At 39.0% G+C, this 17,082-nt stretch carries 18 protein-coding genes; 3 read left to right on the forward strand and 15 right to left on the reverse strand.

The genetic code is table 11. The features are described 5' to 3' along the window. Positions 1-219: 219 nt before the first annotated feature. The 8 genes from BUE08_RS02480 to BUE08_RS02515 form a co-directional block, all read right to left on the reverse strand. The gene (locus BUE08_RS02480) at positions 220-1,488 is read right to left on the reverse strand and encodes a TRAP transporter large permease (protein WP_059032729.1); all 1,269 of its coding nucleotides are present in this window, start codon (positions 1,486-1,488) and stop codon (positions 220-222) included. Between the two features lie 11 nt (positions 1,489-1,499). Then, positions 1,500-1,982: a TRAP transporter small permease gene (locus BUE08_RS02485; RefSeq protein WP_213951660.1), complete on the reverse strand. Its 483-nt coding sequence runs from the start codon at positions 1,980-1,982 to the stop codon at positions 1,500-1,502. A 10-nt stretch (positions 1,983-1,992) separates the two neighbouring features. Further along, complete coding sequence (locus BUE08_RS02490; protein WP_286680281.1) at positions 1,993-2,985, reverse strand: TRAP transporter substrate-binding protein; 993 nt, start codon at positions 2,983-2,985, stop codon at positions 1,993-1,995. Positions 2,986-3,143: 158 nt separating this feature from the next. Continuing rightward, positions 3,144-4,034 (reverse strand): 2-hydroxy-3-oxopropionate reductase, encoded by an 891-nt coding sequence (gene garR, locus BUE08_RS02495; RefSeq protein WP_059032732.1) that lies wholly within the window; start codon positions 4,032-4,034, stop codon positions 3,144-3,146. Positions 4,035-4,245: 211 nt separating this feature from the next. Beyond that, entirely contained in the window at positions 4,246-5,004 is a 759-nt protein-coding gene (locus BUE08_RS02500; protein ID WP_059032733.1) for an SDR family NAD(P)-dependent oxidoreductase, read from the reverse strand. Between the two features lie 174 nt (positions 5,005-5,178). Further along, positions 5,179-6,123: a transketolase family protein gene (locus BUE08_RS02505; protein WP_059032734.1), complete on the reverse strand. Its 945-nt coding sequence runs from the start codon at positions 6,121-6,123 to the stop codon at positions 5,179-5,181. Between the two features lie 10 nt (positions 6,124-6,133). Further along, entirely contained in the window at positions 6,134-6,991 is an 858-nt protein-coding gene (locus BUE08_RS02510) for a transketolase (protein ID WP_353682075.1), read from the reverse strand. A gap of 710 nt (positions 6,992-7,701) precedes the next feature. Beyond that, positions 7,702-8,706, reverse strand: a complete 1,005-nt coding sequence (locus tag BUE08_RS02515) for a LacI family DNA-binding transcriptional regulator (RefSeq protein WP_202859743.1) — start codon at positions 8,704-8,706, stop codon at positions 7,702-7,704. A 413-nt stretch (positions 8,707-9,119) separates the two neighbouring features. Here BUE08_RS02515 and BUE08_RS02520 point away from each other — a divergent pair, with 413 nt between their 5' ends. Beyond that, the gene (locus BUE08_RS02520) at positions 9,120-10,382 is read left to right on the forward strand and encodes a putative glycoside hydrolase (protein WP_286680282.1); all 1,263 of its coding nucleotides are present in this window, start codon (positions 9,120-9,122) and stop codon (positions 10,380-10,382) included. 286 nt (positions 10,383-10,668) lie between these two features. On the opposite strand, the gene BUE08_RS02525 is transcribed toward BUE08_RS02520, so the two are convergent. From BUE08_RS02525 to BUE08_RS02535, 3 genes are read right to left on the reverse strand one after another with little or no spacing between them, the layout of a single operon-like run. After that, complete coding sequence (locus tag BUE08_RS02525; protein WP_286680283.1) at positions 10,669-11,433, reverse strand: ABC transporter permease; 765 nt, start codon at positions 11,431-11,433, stop codon at positions 10,669-10,671. A 15-nt stretch (positions 11,434-11,448) separates the two neighbouring features. After that, positions 11,449-12,174, reverse strand: coding sequence for an ABC transporter permease (locus tag BUE08_RS02530; RefSeq protein WP_213951670.1), 726 nt, complete (start codon positions 12,172-12,174; stop codon positions 11,449-11,451). Next, a complete protein-coding gene (locus BUE08_RS02535) occupies positions 12,171-12,926 on the reverse strand; it encodes an ABC transporter ATP-binding protein (RefSeq protein WP_502689420.1) in 756 nt (251 codons plus the stop codon). The genes BUE08_RS02530 and BUE08_RS02535 overlap by 4 nt, the downstream gene beginning before the upstream one ends. A gap of 155 nt (positions 12,927-13,081) precedes the next feature. Here BUE08_RS02535 and BUE08_RS02540 point away from each other — a divergent pair, with 155 nt between their 5' ends. Both BUE08_RS02540 and BUE08_RS02545 read left to right on the forward strand, forming a co-directional pair. Beyond that, positions 13,082-13,783, forward strand: coding sequence for a response regulator transcription factor (locus tag BUE08_RS02540; protein ID WP_286680285.1), 702 nt, complete (start codon positions 13,082-13,084; stop codon positions 13,781-13,783). A 4-nt stretch (positions 13,784-13,787) separates the two neighbouring features. Next, a complete protein-coding gene (locus BUE08_RS02545) occupies positions 13,788-15,161 on the forward strand; it encodes a sensor histidine kinase (RefSeq protein ID WP_286680286.1) in 1,374 nt (457 codons plus the stop codon). A 313-nt stretch (positions 15,162-15,474) separates the two neighbouring features. On the opposite strand, the gene BUE08_RS02550 is transcribed toward BUE08_RS02545, so the two are convergent. The 4 genes from BUE08_RS02550 to BUE08_RS02565 all read right to left on the reverse strand — a co-directional run bounded on the left by BUE08_RS02550 (position 15,475) and on the right by BUE08_RS02565 (position 16,808). Beyond that, positions 15,475-15,789, reverse strand: coding sequence for an IS3 family transposase (locus tag BUE08_RS02550; protein WP_213951666.1), 315 nt, complete (start codon positions 15,787-15,789; stop codon positions 15,475-15,477). A 220-nt stretch (positions 15,790-16,009) separates the two neighbouring features. Continuing rightward, complete coding sequence (locus BUE08_RS02555; protein ID WP_286680287.1) at positions 16,010-16,171, reverse strand: helix-turn-helix domain-containing protein; 162 nt, start codon at positions 16,169-16,171, stop codon at positions 16,010-16,012. Between the two features lie 178 nt (positions 16,172-16,349). Then, positions 16,350-16,565, reverse strand: a complete 216-nt coding sequence (locus BUE08_RS02560; RefSeq protein WP_213951667.1) for a hypothetical protein — start codon at positions 16,563-16,565, stop codon at positions 16,350-16,352. Continuing rightward, complete coding sequence (locus BUE08_RS02565; protein WP_213951668.1) at positions 16,566-16,808, reverse strand: hypothetical protein; 243 nt, start codon at positions 16,806-16,808, stop codon at positions 16,566-16,568. Between the last annotated feature and the right edge of the window lie 274 nt (positions 16,809-17,082).

Here is a 17,082-nt window from a genome sequence, read left to right on the forward strand (position 1 = left end):
GAGTTTATACTCATCCTGTGGAAAGGATGGTGAGGTCTTTTTTCTACGTCCGAATGAATTTTTCCTGCAAAAAACCTAGAAATATTTTACACTATCAAAAACCGCTGAAGACAAAATTATAAATAAACTTTTGTCAAATCAAAATATTCAGGAGTATATAAAATTTTCTTCATGTGCCGATTGATTCATCTTTTTTGTAAATTTCCAGCTATATAGACATTATACCAGGAACAACGTTAGCTGTGGCACAAGTAAAATCACAGTCAATCCTGCTAAGCAAACTAATAAAAATGGAATGATATAAGGAAATATCTGCACCATCGTTGTTTTTCCAATATTCATAGCGACAAAGAGGTTAACACCTACAGGAGGAGTAATAAAACCAATTGCTAGAGTTACAATCATAATAATACCAAAATGCACTGGATTTATTCCAACTTCCATGGCAATTGGAAATAATATCGGTGTAAAGATAACAACCGCAGCTGAAGTATCCATAAACATTCCCACGATTAACAAAATAACTACAATCAACAATGTGGCTATAATCGGGTTTGAAGAAATTGAAAGCATCCCAGCGGCTACTGCTTCGGGTATTCTTTCCAACGACATGATTGTTCCAAAGGTTGTTGCTGTCCCAATCACTATAAGAATAGTTGCTGAACTTCCAGCTGCATTACATAGAATTGTGAATAAATCTGATAGTTTTACTTCTCGATATATGAATACACTTACAAAAAGTGAGTAGAAAACAGCAACCACTGCAGCTTCTGTTGGTGTAAAAATACCGCCGTAAATTCCACCTAGAATTATAATCGGAACAAGTATTGCCCAGATAGCTTCTATAAAAGAAGACTTCAAACGTTTTAAGGAGAAGGGTTCTTGATTTCCACGATATCCTATTTTTTTTGAATAGAAATAGACATAGATACATAAGCAGATTCCGATAAAAACGCCTGGTATCATACCGCCTTTAAACAAGTCGCCTATGGAAGTTCCTGAGCCTACGCCAAAGAGCACCAAAGGGATACTTGGAGGTATGATTATTCCAAGAGCGCCGGCTGTAGCTAATAATACTGTAGTAAACCGGCTGTCATATCCCTCGCTAATCATCATTGGAATCATCATTCCGCCAACTGCTGCAACTGTTGCCGGTCCTGAACCAGAAATAGCTGCAAAAAATATACATGTAATTACCGCAGCCATGGCCGTCCCACCATAGAAACGTCCAACGAAAACATTGATAAAATTAAATAATCTGCGTGAAATTCCACCTTTTCCCATTAGTTCGCCAGCAAGAACAAAGAAAGGTATTGCCATAAGTGCAAAACTATCTGTCGAAGTTACAAGGCCTTGCGCAATAAAGGTTAGTGTTAAGCTTGGTGAGAAAAGCGCAACAACAATACAAGCTAAACCCATTGCAAAAGCAATGGGTACTTTCAGCGCAATTAATAGCGCAAAAGTTCCAAATAATAAAAATGTAACCATATTAACTCCTCCTAATCCAATTTATCGGCCTGGCAGATATACTTATATTTAATTATATTTGTTTGTATCAGTCGGATAATAGAAAGTCCAAAACCAACCACAGGTGCAAGATATACATATCTCATAGGAATACCTAATGCGGCTGAAGTACGAGTTGCACGGAATACAATGTCAAGTCCAAAATAAGTCATAACCAACATAAAAATTAATAGAAATAAATCAGCAAGCATATCAGTTATTAAGTTTCCTTTTTTATCAAATAACGAATCTAAAGCATCTACTTTTAAATGCATTTTCATCTTTATTCCATAACTTACTCCTACATAAGTCATCCAGATAAATAAGTATCGTGCCAATTCTTCAGACCACGTTAAAGAGTTTCGAAAAATGAAGCGCATAATAACTTGAAGAAAAACGATTATTGAAGTTGAACTTAGTAAAATAACAAGAAGCCATTCTTCCAAATGATCATCGAGCCATTTTAATGCCCTCATAATAACCCTCCTAACTTTTTGCTGCTTTAAGAATGCGATCAATAATCTCTTGACCATGAATTCGAGCAAACCATTCGTATACAGGACCAACTTTTTCTTTAAAGGGTTCCGTATCCACCTCAATCACTTTCATTCCATCTGCAACTAATTCATCTATCATTTGCTGTTCCCTCTCACGCAGCAGTTGACGGTGAAATTCCGCACTTTCCTGGGCTGATTTCTGAATAATTTCTTGATACTCTTTGGAAAGTGATTGAAAAAATTCATCACTAATAATAAGATGAACAGGCATATATTGGTGATTTGTCATAATCAAGTAATCTTGCACTTCTTGAAACTTATTCGTATAAGCATTGGCAACTGGATTTTCCTGTGCATCCACCGTGCCTTGTTGCAAAGCAGTATAAAGCTCGCCAAAGCCCATGGGTGTCGGATTTGCGCCAAGTGCATTAAACACCTGAATTGACATGGGAAATTCTGGTGTACGGATTTTTAAACCTTTTAAATCTTCTGGTGAATATATTGGACGATTTGAAGTAATTTGGCGGAATCCATTTTCAAAGTAAGCGAGTATTCTCAAATTATTATCTAAATATGTATCCGCTACTTCGCGACCAATCTCTCCATCTAATGTAGCCCATGCCTCCTCATAACTATCAAAAAGGTATGGTAGTTCAAAAACGCTGATTAAAGATCCATATTGATTAGTTGAACTGGTTGCTACCATTTCCAAATCGTCAAAGGAAACGCTTTCTGTTAATGTAGCTTCATTTCCTAATAATCCTTGTGGATAGATTTCTACTCTAATTTCTCCGTTAGAACGCTCTTCCACCAATTCTTTAAAATGGGTTAAGGCAATGTGGCGCTCATTAACCACTGGTTGGTCATGGCCTATACGAATCAGGATTGTTTTGTCATCTTCTTTTTGTGTAAAGAAAACAAAGACGAGAGAAAAACCTAACACAAACAAAAGACTAATGACTATACCCCGCATGTATTTCATTGTTTTTTACGTCGAGTAGACAGCCTCGACACTCCTTTCTAAATATTTTAATCAGTATCAGGTATCTTTCGTATGCAGAAGAGACTACTGAAAAAATTGATTCATGGTTTTTTAACTCACATTTCAAATTATACTTCGATGCTCTTCTTTTTTAAAAATTACTTCATTTCATCGCAGGTAAAATTGGCTAATTTTTCATAGTAAATTAGCAACCCGCTATGATCCGTTCGCTCATGACCGTGAGCAATCAGCGAACGAAACATTTCCAGAACCTGAGTCGTCAAAGGAAGAGGAGCATTGATTTCTTTACCGGCATCAATAACATTTTGTAAATCTTTTGCATTTATAGAAATAGGACCACCCGGCTGAAAATTTCTTTTTACTATTTTGGGAATTTTTGCATCTAGCACGGCGCTTCCGGCAGCTCCCCCACGGACTGCTTCATACATTTTAGTAATATCAATATCTGCCATTTCGGCAAAAGTCACAGCTTCTGCCATAGCAGCCATATTAACATTTACCATAATCTGATTAGCTAACTTTACCGTTGTACCAGCACCATTGGAACCAACATGAATAATATCTCTTCCAACTGCTTGTAATACAGGAAATGCTTTTTTAAAAGCTTTATCTTCTCCGCCTACCATTATGGAAAGTGTTCTCGATATCGCACCATCTTCACCACCAGATACCGGAGCATCTACCATGTCAATTCCTTTTTTCCTTAGGGTATCAGCAATCCTTTTTGAAACCACAGGCGAAATTGAACTAGTATCAATTAGTAAGGTATTTTCTTTCGCATGGCTGATAATTCCGTTTTCACCGAGAACTACTTCTTCCACGTGGGATGAATTAGGCAACATAGTAAAAAACACTTCACTTTTTTCTGCTAATTCCGAAACACTTTTTGAGGCTATAGCACCATATTTTTCAACTGCTTCTACTGCCTTTCGATTAATGTCATATACTCTTAACGAATGCCCTGCCTTGATAAGGTTGTAAACCATTGGTCTTCCCATAATGCCTAGCCCTATAAAACCAATTCTCATGATTTCCCTCCTTGTTGCAAAAATCATTCACTATATTTTTCAATTCCTTGTTAATGCGCATACCTTTTTCAATTTTGATTAGCCTGTATATTTTGAATAATAATGATAACTTTTAGAGGCACATAATGCAAAAAGTTTATTTTGTCACGAATTCAGGTAAAAGCGGATTAAGCCTTAGGACATTTCGTTAGCTGCCTAAGGCCTAGTATTTTTAATCCATATGTTGCCCACCATTAATATCTATATCTTCACCAGTTATATATGATGCTTCTTCTGACGCTAAAAAAGCAATTGTTGACGCGATTTCCTGAGTTTCTCCTGGTCTTCCTATGGGAATTCCGGCAATAATATTGTCTGCCTGTTCTTTTGAAAGAGATTTCCATATCTCTGTATTAATCAAGCCTGGCGCAACACAGTTTACGGTAATACCATCTTGGGCCACTTCCCGTGCAAGATTTTTAGAAAATCCTAATACTGCAGCCTTTGATGCAGAATAATGCGCGCCGCCAAATATACCTCCGCCTCTTTTTGCAGAAACGGATGACAGACTTATAATTCTACCATATTTTTGTTTTTTCATTGGTCGTAAACATGCTTGTGTAATTAAGAACAATCCATACATATTGACACTGAAAATTCTTTTCATGTCATCGAGGGTCATATCTTCTACAGTAACTTTTTGTGAGATTCCCGCATTATTCACTAAAATATCAATTCGTCCAAATTTGTCTAAAACATCTTCTATTAATGTATCGACAAAGCTTTTGTCTGTAAGATCTCCAGCAACGCCATAGGCTTTTCCACCATTTTCCTCAATGAAGTTAACATTCTTCTTAACGCCGTCTTCATTAATATCTGTAATAACAACGGTTGCCCCTTGATTCGCTAATGTAGAAGCAATCGTTTTTCCAATACCTTTTTCAGAACCACTTCCAGTAATTATTGCGACTTTATTATTTAATTCAAACATGTATAGTCTGGTCGAGTAGACAGTCTCGACTCTCCTTTCATCGTTAATTTATATTTGCATCGCAAAGGGACTGCCTACTATCCCTTGCGGAACCGTACATGCGGTTTTTCACATGTAAGCAATGCTCTCATTTATCATGCCTATTGCTATTCTTTGAGCTTTTTTCTTGTATGATTAAAGCAATTGTTTTGCATTCATTATTATGTTTTCTACTGTAATTCCATTTAATTCTAACAGCTTTTCGTAAGGGGCAGATTGACCAAATTGATCTTGAATGCCAATTCTTCTTACCTTGCCTTTACCGGCTTCTGCAACAACTTCACAAACTGCGCTTCCTAGACCATTTATTACATTATGATCTTCTACTGTTATAATTCTACCAATATCCACACAGTCTAAAACAGCTTGTTTATCAAGTGGCTTAATCGTATGCATATCTAGTAATTTTACAGAAACTCCTTCTTCTTCTAATTGATTTGCTGCCTCAATAGCAAGGCAAACTGTATCGCCATTTGCGATAATTGCTACATCCTTGCCTTGTTTTAATTCCTTAGCTTTTCCTATGACAAATTCTTCATCTTCATCGTATATAACAGGTACTGCATCTCTTGTAAAGCGTAAATACACTGGGCCATAAATTTCTGCCGCTTGTCTTACAAGCTTTCTTGTAGAGTAATAATCAGCTCCCATTACTACTGTCATATTTGGAATTGTTCTTAATACTCCCATGTCCTCAATTCCTTGATGGCTGCCTCCGTCATTTGCAGGAGTCAATCCTCCATGAGAACACGCAATTTTTACGTTTAAATTGGGATAGCAGATTTCTTGTCGGATTTGTTCCGCCATTCTTAAAGATCCAAATACCGCGTATGTGCTAATAAAAGGAATTTTTCCAGTAGTTGCTAATCCCGCTGCAACTCCCGCACCATTTTGCTCCGCAATACCAACATTAATATGCTGTTTGGGAAGTTGCTTTTGGAATTCAGTAGTTTTGCAAGACTTTCCTATGTCGATATCCAGGACCATAATGTTTTTATTTTCTTTTCCTAGTTTAACGATTTCGTCACCAAAACCTTGCCGAGTAGCAATCTTTTTCATATCGTCTTTTTTCACGCTCATTTCAAGCCTCCTACTGTACTGATGCACGAAGTTCCTTCATTGCTTGTTCATATTCTTCATCATTTGGAGCAACTCCATGCCAGTTACATTTATTTTCCATAAAGGATACACCCTTACCTTTAACCGTATCCAAAACGATACATTTTGGCTTTCCATTTTTTTGTCCACGAACAAAATCAAGAACACTGACGATTTGTTCCATAGAATGTCCATCAATACGCTGTGTTTCAAAACCAAATGCGCGGAATTTATCTTCGAAATCTTGTGTAGGCATTATTTCATCTGTAGTACCATCTAATTGAAGGCCATTGTTATCAACAAAAACCACTAGATTATCAAGTTTATATTTAGCGGCTGTTTGGACAGCTTCCCATATTTGACCTTCATTACATTCTCCATCACCAACCATCACAAACACACGATAATTCTTTTCATCAATTTTTCCAGCAATAGCCATTCCAACGCCGCAGGATAAACCTTGACCAAGTGAACCTGTAGAAATGTCAATTCCTGGGCATTTCTTCATGTCAGGATGGCCTTGGAATGGAGATCCATATTCCCTTAACTTGTGGATAGTTTCATAAGGCACGTATCCCAACATTGCAAGGGCGGCATATTGAGCGGGACACGCATGTCCTTTTGATAGCACAAATCGATCACGGTCTTCCCATCGAGGATTTTTAGGATCAATGTTCATCTCTTTAAAATAAAGCGCTGTCACCACATCAGCTGCAGAGAAAGATCCTCCCGGATGTCCCGATTGAGCTTCATAAATCATCGTCAATACCGTTTGTCTTAGTTCTGCTGCCTTTTGTTTTAGTTCTTCAATGCTAATATTTTTCAAGATATTCACCTTCTTTAAATTTATATTTGTTGTTAGAAATGAAAATCTATAATGCCTAATTTTGGTATCAACATTTAAAACTTATGTACTTGAAAGTTAAAGCTTATATGTATTTATACGATTAACTATGTTACATAAATTATCAGTGTATTATCTGTATATATCAATTGGTTAATCGTTTTACTTTTTTGTTTTTAATATTATCATGTAAATATTTTGTTGTCAATAGTTATTTAAAAAATTTAATTAAATTCTCAACTTTCCCACCTATAAAATAGGCTTGAACCTTGAAAAAATCATATAGAAACGCACTTTGAAATAAAAAAACCTCCATGCAATGGTAAAATCGAATTAGAACAACCCAATAATACCAATTGCTAAGGAGGTTTCTCATGGCAAGTATTGCCCTTGTCTGCTGACTAGACAGGAAATTTCAGGTGTGGCCCTTAACTATACTTTGCGGTATGAGCGGTATTCCAATAAGAAAGTTGAACAAAGTAAATTATAATAGGACTTCTGCTATTTCGTTCACAATAAGCGCAGAAAAAAATAGGAGACAATAAAAGAATAGTAGTTGGGCAAAATTAAAAACCGTAGAAGGGAAAAGCTTGTTGGTAGTGGCTATAACACCATAATTAATGGTGTTATAGAAGTGATGAGAATGACGGTCTTTTGATAAATAGTTACATGATTCTATTTACCAATTGGAATAAAATATTCAGCCTTGATTACAATTAACAACCGCATGAATTTCTCACTATTAAAGAAGAAGGCAGTTGTATATGGGTCATATAATCAGGATTGTGGATTTTGTTTATCAATACATCGAACGCTGTTCTCCCTATGGTTCTTGCAGGAAGGATGATATTTGTCACAGGTGGTTCAATAATGACTGCAGATGGGAAATCGCCAAATCCGATAATGGCTAAATCATCGGGTATTCTCAATTGCATTTCTTTAATTTTTCCAATGGCGCCTACTGTCATTAGATCTGTTTGGGTAAAAAGAGCTGTAATATCTTTTTCGCGGCTTAATAAATTAGCTACAGCATCTGCACCGCCTTTAACTGTTCCGTAACCTCTTTCCAAACATCCTTCGCAAAAAGGAATATCGAATTGTTTTAAAGCATCTTTATATCCTCTTAATCTTTCTTCTGTTGTTGAAACATTCAGAACAGAATATATAAATCCAATCTTTTTATGGCCATGTCTCAATAGATGGGTAGTTGCATCAAAGCCAAGCTGATAATTATCGCCAGATACTATGGGGATGTTTTTTATTTTTTTATCAAAACGATTTACCATAACCACGGGAAACTTATAATTTGTATATTTATTTAAATAGCTGATATCACCAGAAGTAGGCGATAAAATAATTCCATCAACTAAATTAGAATGCAATAGATTAATGGATTCTTCTTCATATTTTTCATCTTCTTTGGTGTTTACCAAAAGAAGATTATATCCCATTTCTCTCGCGCGCTCTTCTACACCAAAAATCATATCATTTACAAAATTATCAGGCAAACTTGATACAATCAAGCCGGCAGTTTTTGTCTTTTTTTTGCGTAAATTTTTTGCTGATGAATCAGGAACATAATTATACTTTTCTATGCTCTTTAGCACTCTTTCGCTTGTTTCCTTAGAAATATTTTTTGTACCGTTTATGACATGAGAAACAGTCGCCACAGAAACTCCGGCTTCTCGAGCAATATCCTTCATTGTAATCCTGTTTTTCAAAATAATCACCTCCAGTAAATCGATTAACTATTTCCACTTTATTATATTATAAACCTGAATCCATGACAAGGTAAACTTTTAATATTCCATGCTTCCCCAAGCTTCGTAGAAATTGAAAATGACAGCTTTAAGTAATTCTGACGGAACAAAGTTGACAGCACAATATACAATCAGAATAATAAAAAGCTGTTATAATAGAGTATATCAGTTTAACAGCACATCCGTCAATGAAAGTATTGTTCTTTGACACTTATTTGAATAAAAAACGTTCAAAGTCCTGAATAGATTCATTTTTTGCCAAGGTTATATATTTAATATTGATGAAAAAATTTTTAAAGAAACAAAGATACGAGGGTTAAAGTTAAGATATAATATATTTTGTAAGAGAATCAGAAGTATTAGGGGGCTTTTAATTGAAATGGACTGTAAAAGGTAGCTTTTTGCTTTTAATTATTTGTGCTGTTTCTTTGGCATTTAATTCTCATAGCTTTACCATTACCTATAGTTCCCAGTCATTGTATCGGGAACTTTTTGAAGAAAAGCAGGCTATTAACGATGCAAAACGGGATAAGGAGATCGAAAGGCGTAATGAGTGGAATCGAAGAAATGAAGTTTTGAAAGAAACACTGAAAGAATATTACGTACCTTTGCCATTGGATAAGCAGAATTCTTTTGATGTACCTGTTGTTAAGGGAATATATGTAACCGGAAACACGGCCGGAACTCCAAAATATTTTAATCACTTAATCGACTTTTTAGACCGTTCTGAATTAAATGCAATGGTGATAGATGCAAAAGATGACAACGGCCTTATAACTTATGAAAGCAATATAGAAATAGTCGAAAGTGCAGAGGCTGATAGATATGTACGCATAAAGGACATTAAGTCTTTTATACAAACTTTGGAAAATCATAATATATATCCAATAGCAAGGGTAGTAACATTTAAAGACAGTAATTTGTGCAACCATCATCCGGAATTTGCAATCCAAAAAAAGAGCGGCGGCATATGGCGCGACAGGAACGGTGTACCCTGGGTAAACCCATATGACAAACGAGTTTGGGACTATAATGTTGCTATAGCCAAGGAAGCGGCTCTAAACGGTTTTAAAGAAATACAGTTTGATTATGTAAGGTTTCCTGAAAACGGAAGTAAAGTAGATGCTGAAGCTTTTTTCCCTGGTAAAAACGATGTTTCGAAAGAGGATTGTGTTGCAGGTTTTCTAGCATATGCGCACCAACAACTGAAAGACTATAATGTCGTTATTTCAGCTGATGTTTTTGGTCTTACCACAAGTGCAGATGATGACATGAATATAGGTCAAAAATGGGAAAAGATTTCGCCTACAGTAGACTACATAAGCCCAATGATATACCCTTCTCATTATTATCCTGGAAATTACGGCTTTGATAATCCAAATGCTCATCCCTACGAAGTAATCGACAAGGCAGTAAAAGATGCCCTAAAAAAGGATGCCGGTCTTGAGAAAAAAGCTGTTATAAGGCCGTGGATACAGGATTTTACTCTTGGAAGTCCTAAATACACAGGCGAAGATGTCCTAAAACAAATTAAAGCCCTTAATGATAATGGAATCCAGGGCTACATGCTGTGGAATGCCGGAAATGTATATTCTGAAAACGCTTTCACCGCCGACATAGCCCCATCTACAAAATGATGGGGCTAATGCAGTTTGAGAATTCATTAAGATTCTTAGCTTTAGAGCATATAAGCCCTAATACAATCTAAGAGCTGACCATTATTCGCCATTACCTTAATAGCCTATTATAGCTTCTTGCGGCTGTTTATCCAATCTGCTTTGTAGTTTAATTTTAAGCTGCAAATCTTACAAGCACGAATGTCCTCTCGTTCTTTAGCGCAGTCACCACGTGCATCTTTTTACTTACACCATTTAGCTTAATATCTGTCTTTTTGAACTGCATTTCAACTCATTTCCTATCTTTTTACCTCATTTCTTTCTTTCCAAACTGTGTTACCGCCACTGTAAGCGCCAACGCAAAGATCGGAGCCGCACAGGACAGGAACGGAAACAGCTCAAAGGCTATTCCTGCGGTATTCGTTGTAAATTCGTGCAGCGAGCAGGACACCAGATAGCCGCTGTAGCAATATGGATAGACGATCCAGAGCGGCGTGTTGGTGACCAGAACACCGGGGATTACAAGCAGCAAATTCAGCCCTACCGAAAGCAGCGGTTTTTCAAACAGCACTGTAATAGCCCACATGGTTGCCACGCCGGGCAGCATAGTAAGAAATAGTCCCATGCACCACTTGAGCAGGTAGAGAATAGGCAGTGTTTCGGTAATTCCCATGGTGCTTGTGGCGACCAATCCGGCAACGACAAATACCGCAAGGAACACCACCATTTCCATCAAAAGATAAAACATCAGCACACAGAAGTTTGCCAGCGAAAGGGCATATCGGCTGACCGGCAGAGCCAGCATTTTTAAGACACCGTTGTTCTGTGTCTCCCTCCCCGCAATCATGACGCAAACAACGACCATGCTCAGCGGAAGCAGATAGTAAGCATAGACCAAGGCGCTTTGAATGAACATGGCAGGCCATGCATTAGTATATTCCGGTGTGAAATAGCTGCTCAAATTTGCAATCCCGGACGCTACCACCAAAAGAGGGGCAACGAATATCAAAGGAATAATTTTTGAGCGCTTCACTTTCATAAATTCAATTTTAAGCAGTTCTAAAAAACTCATTTCAATTCTTCCTCCTTATTCATAATGCAGATGCTTTGCCATCCACAGCCCTGCCCCAAGGAAAAGGATCGTTTCCACTAAAGAAACAAGGATCACCGTGCTATCTGGCTGTGCGCTCATAGCAACGGCGGGTTTCAGCATCACGACAAAGGGGTGAATCATCAGCAAAGCAACTTTCGAGTTTGCCAGGGCCATCCCGCTTAAAAAGCCAGCGACGCCTACCCCAAGCGGAACCCACATATTTTCAAAACGGGAAGAAATCAAAACCATAAAAGACAGCACGGGCATAGCGGTAATGAACGAATAGGCGGCAAACTGCACCAGAGTACCCATCTCAAAGGTACCCTGCGGCAGTTCGGTCATGCCAATTTTCATCAGGGCCAGATTTTGCAGCACAACTGCAACCAGAAGCATCACGGTCAGGATCAGAAATTTGCAAAAGCACATCCCCGGCACACTCATGGGCAGCATATACATCTTTTTAATTGCGTTTCCATTAAACTCCATGTTGTAGACCATGCAGGCGGCGACGATGATGCCGAACATATTTAATATCATAATCATGCCGTAGAGCTGGGTCAGCAGAACATCCATCGGGGCCAGCGGCAGGTTCAGCAGGGTATCTTTCCGCACAAGGAAATTGACAAAGGCATATGCCGCTCCCAGAATGCCAACCGCCAGCAGCACGGGAATAACACCTGTCCGTTTTTCTTTTCGCAGCTCAATGGCAAGCGCATTTATAGCTGTGCCCTCTGCTTTCTGGCGGCATTGTCCTTATCAATCATGGAGAGGAACATTTCTTCCAAATTGTCCGAGGCAAAACCGGCCTGCAGCGCACTCTGCCGCAATTCATCCAAGCCGCCCTCGAACAGCAGGCGGCCATGATTCAGAATGCCGATATCGTCCACCATAAGCTCAATTTCCGACAGCATATGGGATGAAATCAAAACGGTGCAATCGTAAAGCTCCGGCAGGGACTTCATCAAATTGCGTATTTCATGGATGCCGGATGGGTCAAGGCCATTAGTAGGTTCGTCCAAAATGAGGATAGGTGGCCTGCCAAGCAGTGCCCCGGCAAGTCCCAGCCGTTGTTTCATACCCAGCGAATATTTCTTTGCCAGCCGGTCGCCAAACTCAGTGAGGCCAACCAATTCCAAGGCATCCTCTACCGAGCTTGTCGGCAGCCTTAAAATCCGGCGGATAATATCAAGGTTTTCACGTCCGGTCAGATTGGCATAGAACGAGGGCGATTCGATGAATGAACCGATTTCCTTTAAAATGGCCAGCCGGTCATCGGGGAAGTGCTTTCCGTCAATAACAAAGTTGCCGCTTGTAGGGGTCGTCAATCCCAACAGCATTTTCATGGCAGTGGATTTTCCTGCGCCGTTCGGCCCAAGTAAACCGTAAATACTTCCTTTTCGAATATGGAGCGAAACATGGTTGACAGCGATAAAATTTTTATATTTTTTTGTCAACTGCTCCGTTGTAATCATGTAATCCAATATGAACATCTCCTTTCGACATTCTTAATGGTACAACTCCAACCTGACATCTACATTCTCGTGTCCTTACTTTTACCTTACTTTTTGCTGAACATCACGCAAAACAGAAATGCTTTGGTATAATAGATGCAGTTGGAGGCGAAGAAATGGATCAGACATTATTACACACAAAAAAGCTCCTGCTTGTAGACGATGAGCCGGAGCTGCTTAAAATGGTAACCGCCATTTTAAAGGATGACGGTTTTGAAAATATTGTGTCGGCCGCTTCTGTGAAAGAAGGTACCTCAGTTGCCAAAAGCGAAGAACCTGATTTAGCAATTCTGGATGTGATGCTGCCGGATGGAGACGGTTTTCCCCTGATGGAGCAAATACGCACCTTCGCCGATGTGCCGGTCATATTTCTGACGGCGAAGGACGAGGCGGCGGATAAGCTGTCCGGTCTTGGACTGGGAGCCGATGATTACATCGTAAAGCCATTTATGCCACAGGAGTTGCTGCTGCGGGTGTATGCCGTTCTGCGCCGTTGCTACAAAGAGGATGAGAAACTCCTGACCCTTTCCGGATGCACGGTTGATTTCAGCCGCGCCGAAGTTCATAAAGCCGGTGAGGTCATCCCGCTGACGGCAAAGGAACACGCTTTGCTGGAAACCCTTGCGCACAATAAGGGAAAAATCGTTTCCGTGGATGCCCTTTGCGAAGCCCTTTGGGGTGACAATCCCTTCGGGTATGAAAACAGCTTGAATGCCCATGTACGGCGTATCCGTGAAAAAATTGAAACAGATCCGTCAAAGCCTGTTTCCCTGATTACAATCAAAGGGCTGGGCTATAAGCTGAACATAAGGAAGTGACGCCATGAAAGCATTTGGAAAATATATCTCAAAGCATCTGGCATCCTTTGCCGCTTTTATCCTTGTGTTGGTGCTGCTCAATGTACTGGCCTTTGGTATTACGTTTCAGAGCATTATTATAAACGACTACGGAGATACCTCACCACAAAATATGCTGGAGGAAATTGCTGCTGCTTCGACATTAAAGGGTGTATCGGACGATGCCCGCCAAAAACTGGAGAGCGCTCATGTTTGGGCCATGTTCCTTAACCCGGATGGAAATCGTGTATGGGCTATTGATACCCCGGAAGACATTCCCGGAAATTATACAATTCAGGATGTTGCCCTCTTTTCCAAAGGGTACTTAAAGGATTATCCCGTTTTTGTCTGGAACACGGAAGATGGCCTGCTGGTATTAGGCTATCCGAAAGATAGCTATACCAAGCTCACTAGCAACTATTTCTCTATCCATGCGATTCAAACGCTTCCGCTCTATATTACCGGAATGCTGGCCACCGACTTCTCATTATTGTTTTTGGCTTATTTCTTTTCCAAGAGGAAAATTCTCCGAAGCACAGACCCGATTATCAATGCGATTGAAACTCTTTCCAACGGCAAGCCGGTATCGCTGTCTGTCGGCGGGGATTTATCAGAGGTTGCGGGAAGTATCAACAAAGCATCCCATATCTTAAGCAGACAAAATGAAGCAAGGGCCAACTGGATCAGTGGTGTTTCCCATGATATACGGACGCCTCTTTCTATGATTTTGGGTTATGCCGAACGCATCGCAGATGATAAAACTATAAACAGTTCTATAAAAGCACAGGCTGAAATTGTGAAACAGCAAAGCGTCAAAATAAAGGAACTGGTGCAGGATTTGAATTTGGTTTCTCAGCTGGAATATGAAATGCAGCCACTCCATAAGGAGCCGGTACGCTTCTCCAAACTTCTGCGGTCATATGCGGTGGAACTGCTGAATGGCGGACTTTCCGACAGTTATTCGGTGGATGTTGAAATCAATCCTTCTGCTGAAAATGCCATGCTGGAATGTGACTTTCGCCTGATTGTGCGGGCAATCAATAATTTAGTGCAAAACAGCATCAAACATAATCCCCAGGGCTGCGAGATCAGACTCGCTCTCGATTGTTCGGAAACGGCTGTCACCCTTACAGTTGCAGACAACGGCGTAGGGCTTTCGCCTGAAAAGCTGCGTGAACTGGAAGAAAAGCCCCATTACATGGAAAGCACGGACGATCGGCTGAACCTGCGGCACGGCTTGGGTATTCTATTGGTGCGACAGATTGTGGAAGCACATGACGGGACAATGAAAATAGAAAGTGAGCCGTCGCGCGGTTATAAAACAGCGCTGTGCTTTCGGGTGCAAGCCAGCCAAAGCTAATGCTAATAGGATTTTGAATTGATAAACCTGACAGAAATATTGTTAGTTCACTTGTAATCTCCTTGATTTCAGGCCCATATTAACAACAGAAAATGACAACATGGGTAGATTATGCCATCACTTATGCGGCACAAAGAATGCCTCCTGACCAGCTTGAAGAAAATCTTTGTATATGCCAGTATAAAAAATGGCTTACTTAAATGGCAAGAAAACAACATACAGAAGAATTTAAAGAGCAAATAATTAAAGGATGCCAGGAAGCGGGAAATGTAGCCCTAAAAGCTAATAGATGCGATATTTTATCGAATACTATCTATTGTCCATATATAAGCGATATCGCTGCGCCATACAGCATTGGCCTGTCAGGATTGAAGTTTTCATCAAGGATATTTTGCAAGGAACAACTAAAGTCAGAACCTTTAGTTGTAATCGTATAGGGCTTGACCCCTTGGGCTTTTATCCCCATTTCTTTCATATACTTGCTTACGGTTCTTTCAGGGATGATTTCATCGCTTTTACGAAGTTCTACAGTTATTTTGGGAGCTCCGTAATCCCGCTTCGATCCATAGTAGATTTTTTGTATTTTATCCTGAATTGCTTCCTTACATTTTTTCTGGTTCGATGGCAAACGTTTTAGCCATGCATGTTGAGCATTCCGGAGACAGGGCACATATCTTCTTTTGATTTCTTTGCCTTTTGAGTAACTTCGATGTAAACAGCTTCAGTTAATTTCCCAGAATACTGATGGCTTTTTTTAAGACATCAAACGCATCCACGGTATCACGAAGTTCCCGTTTTAATCAGGCAATTTCTTTTTCTTCATCGGAAGAGTAATTGTCGGAACCACGTCACTCGATATCACCGGAATCTTTCAGTTCCTTTTTGCAGCGAGACAGGCTCTGTTTACTGATTCCTAAGTTGCTGGCACAACCAACTAGCTTAAGGTCCTTATGCTCTTGATAGTACTGTACTGCATCTAACTTGAATTGTTTGTCGTACTGTTTTGCCATAATGAGTTCCTCCTTCATCTGGTGCCCCTATTGTACCACGAATTATTTATTTAGGAATTCCTCATCTTGACTTGTACTATTTATATTCTAATAACACTTTTAAAAACTTTTAAAAGTCTCGCTTTTGATTTAGAAAGATATATTGGAACGCCATTTTCCCCCAGTCCAAACCCTCCGCTCACATGATCCATGTGCAATATGTCTTTAATTTCAATATTGTATTGTCTTCTTTGAATTGTGACAAAAAATGTTTTGTTACGTCTCCTGGATTGCCTGCATCTATAAGCACTACTTCTTTTCCGTTTATAATATAAGCAATTATATGAAGGTTAAATCCATCAAGAGATGAGAAATTGCTGATAAGGGGGATAATAACTCTATTTGAAAGTTTCATTTATTTTTCCTCATTTTTTCTCGCAATTTTAATAGCTACATTAGCTGTTACCATTACTAATAACGAAAATATACATAATAAATCTTTTATTTCAATACTGGGAGCAGTATGTTTTAATCCGAAATTTGTAGCTATAATAAATAATGGCACTGCAGATATCACGATGCCGACAAACAATATAAGGAAATATTTTTTCTTATCAATATTAACGCCATTTAATTTACTGGCTTTTTTTATTTGCACATAAATCCCCTCCAAAACATAGTTTTCGTTCTGTATACTCAAATGAAAATTGAGGACTTCAATCCTCTGTGGTACAATGTTTTTACAAGAAAACAATACCTCCGGAAAGGATGAAGTCCTCATGCAAAAAGTTATACCAGTAAAATGTCCAAAATGCAACAATAAAGATTATTTGGATCGCGTCAAGTAATCTTAGGTTTTTTTATAAGACCTCTACCAGCCTTGCCACAGAACAAGGAAAAGAAATTAAATCTATTTAAGTCTATTTATTAAA

This window comes from Tepidanaerobacter sp. EBM-49 (assembly GCF_001896645.1).
Lineage (GTDB): Bacteria > Bacillota > Thermosediminibacteria > Thermosediminibacterales > Tepidanaerobacteraceae > Tepidanaerobacter > Tepidanaerobacter syntrophicus.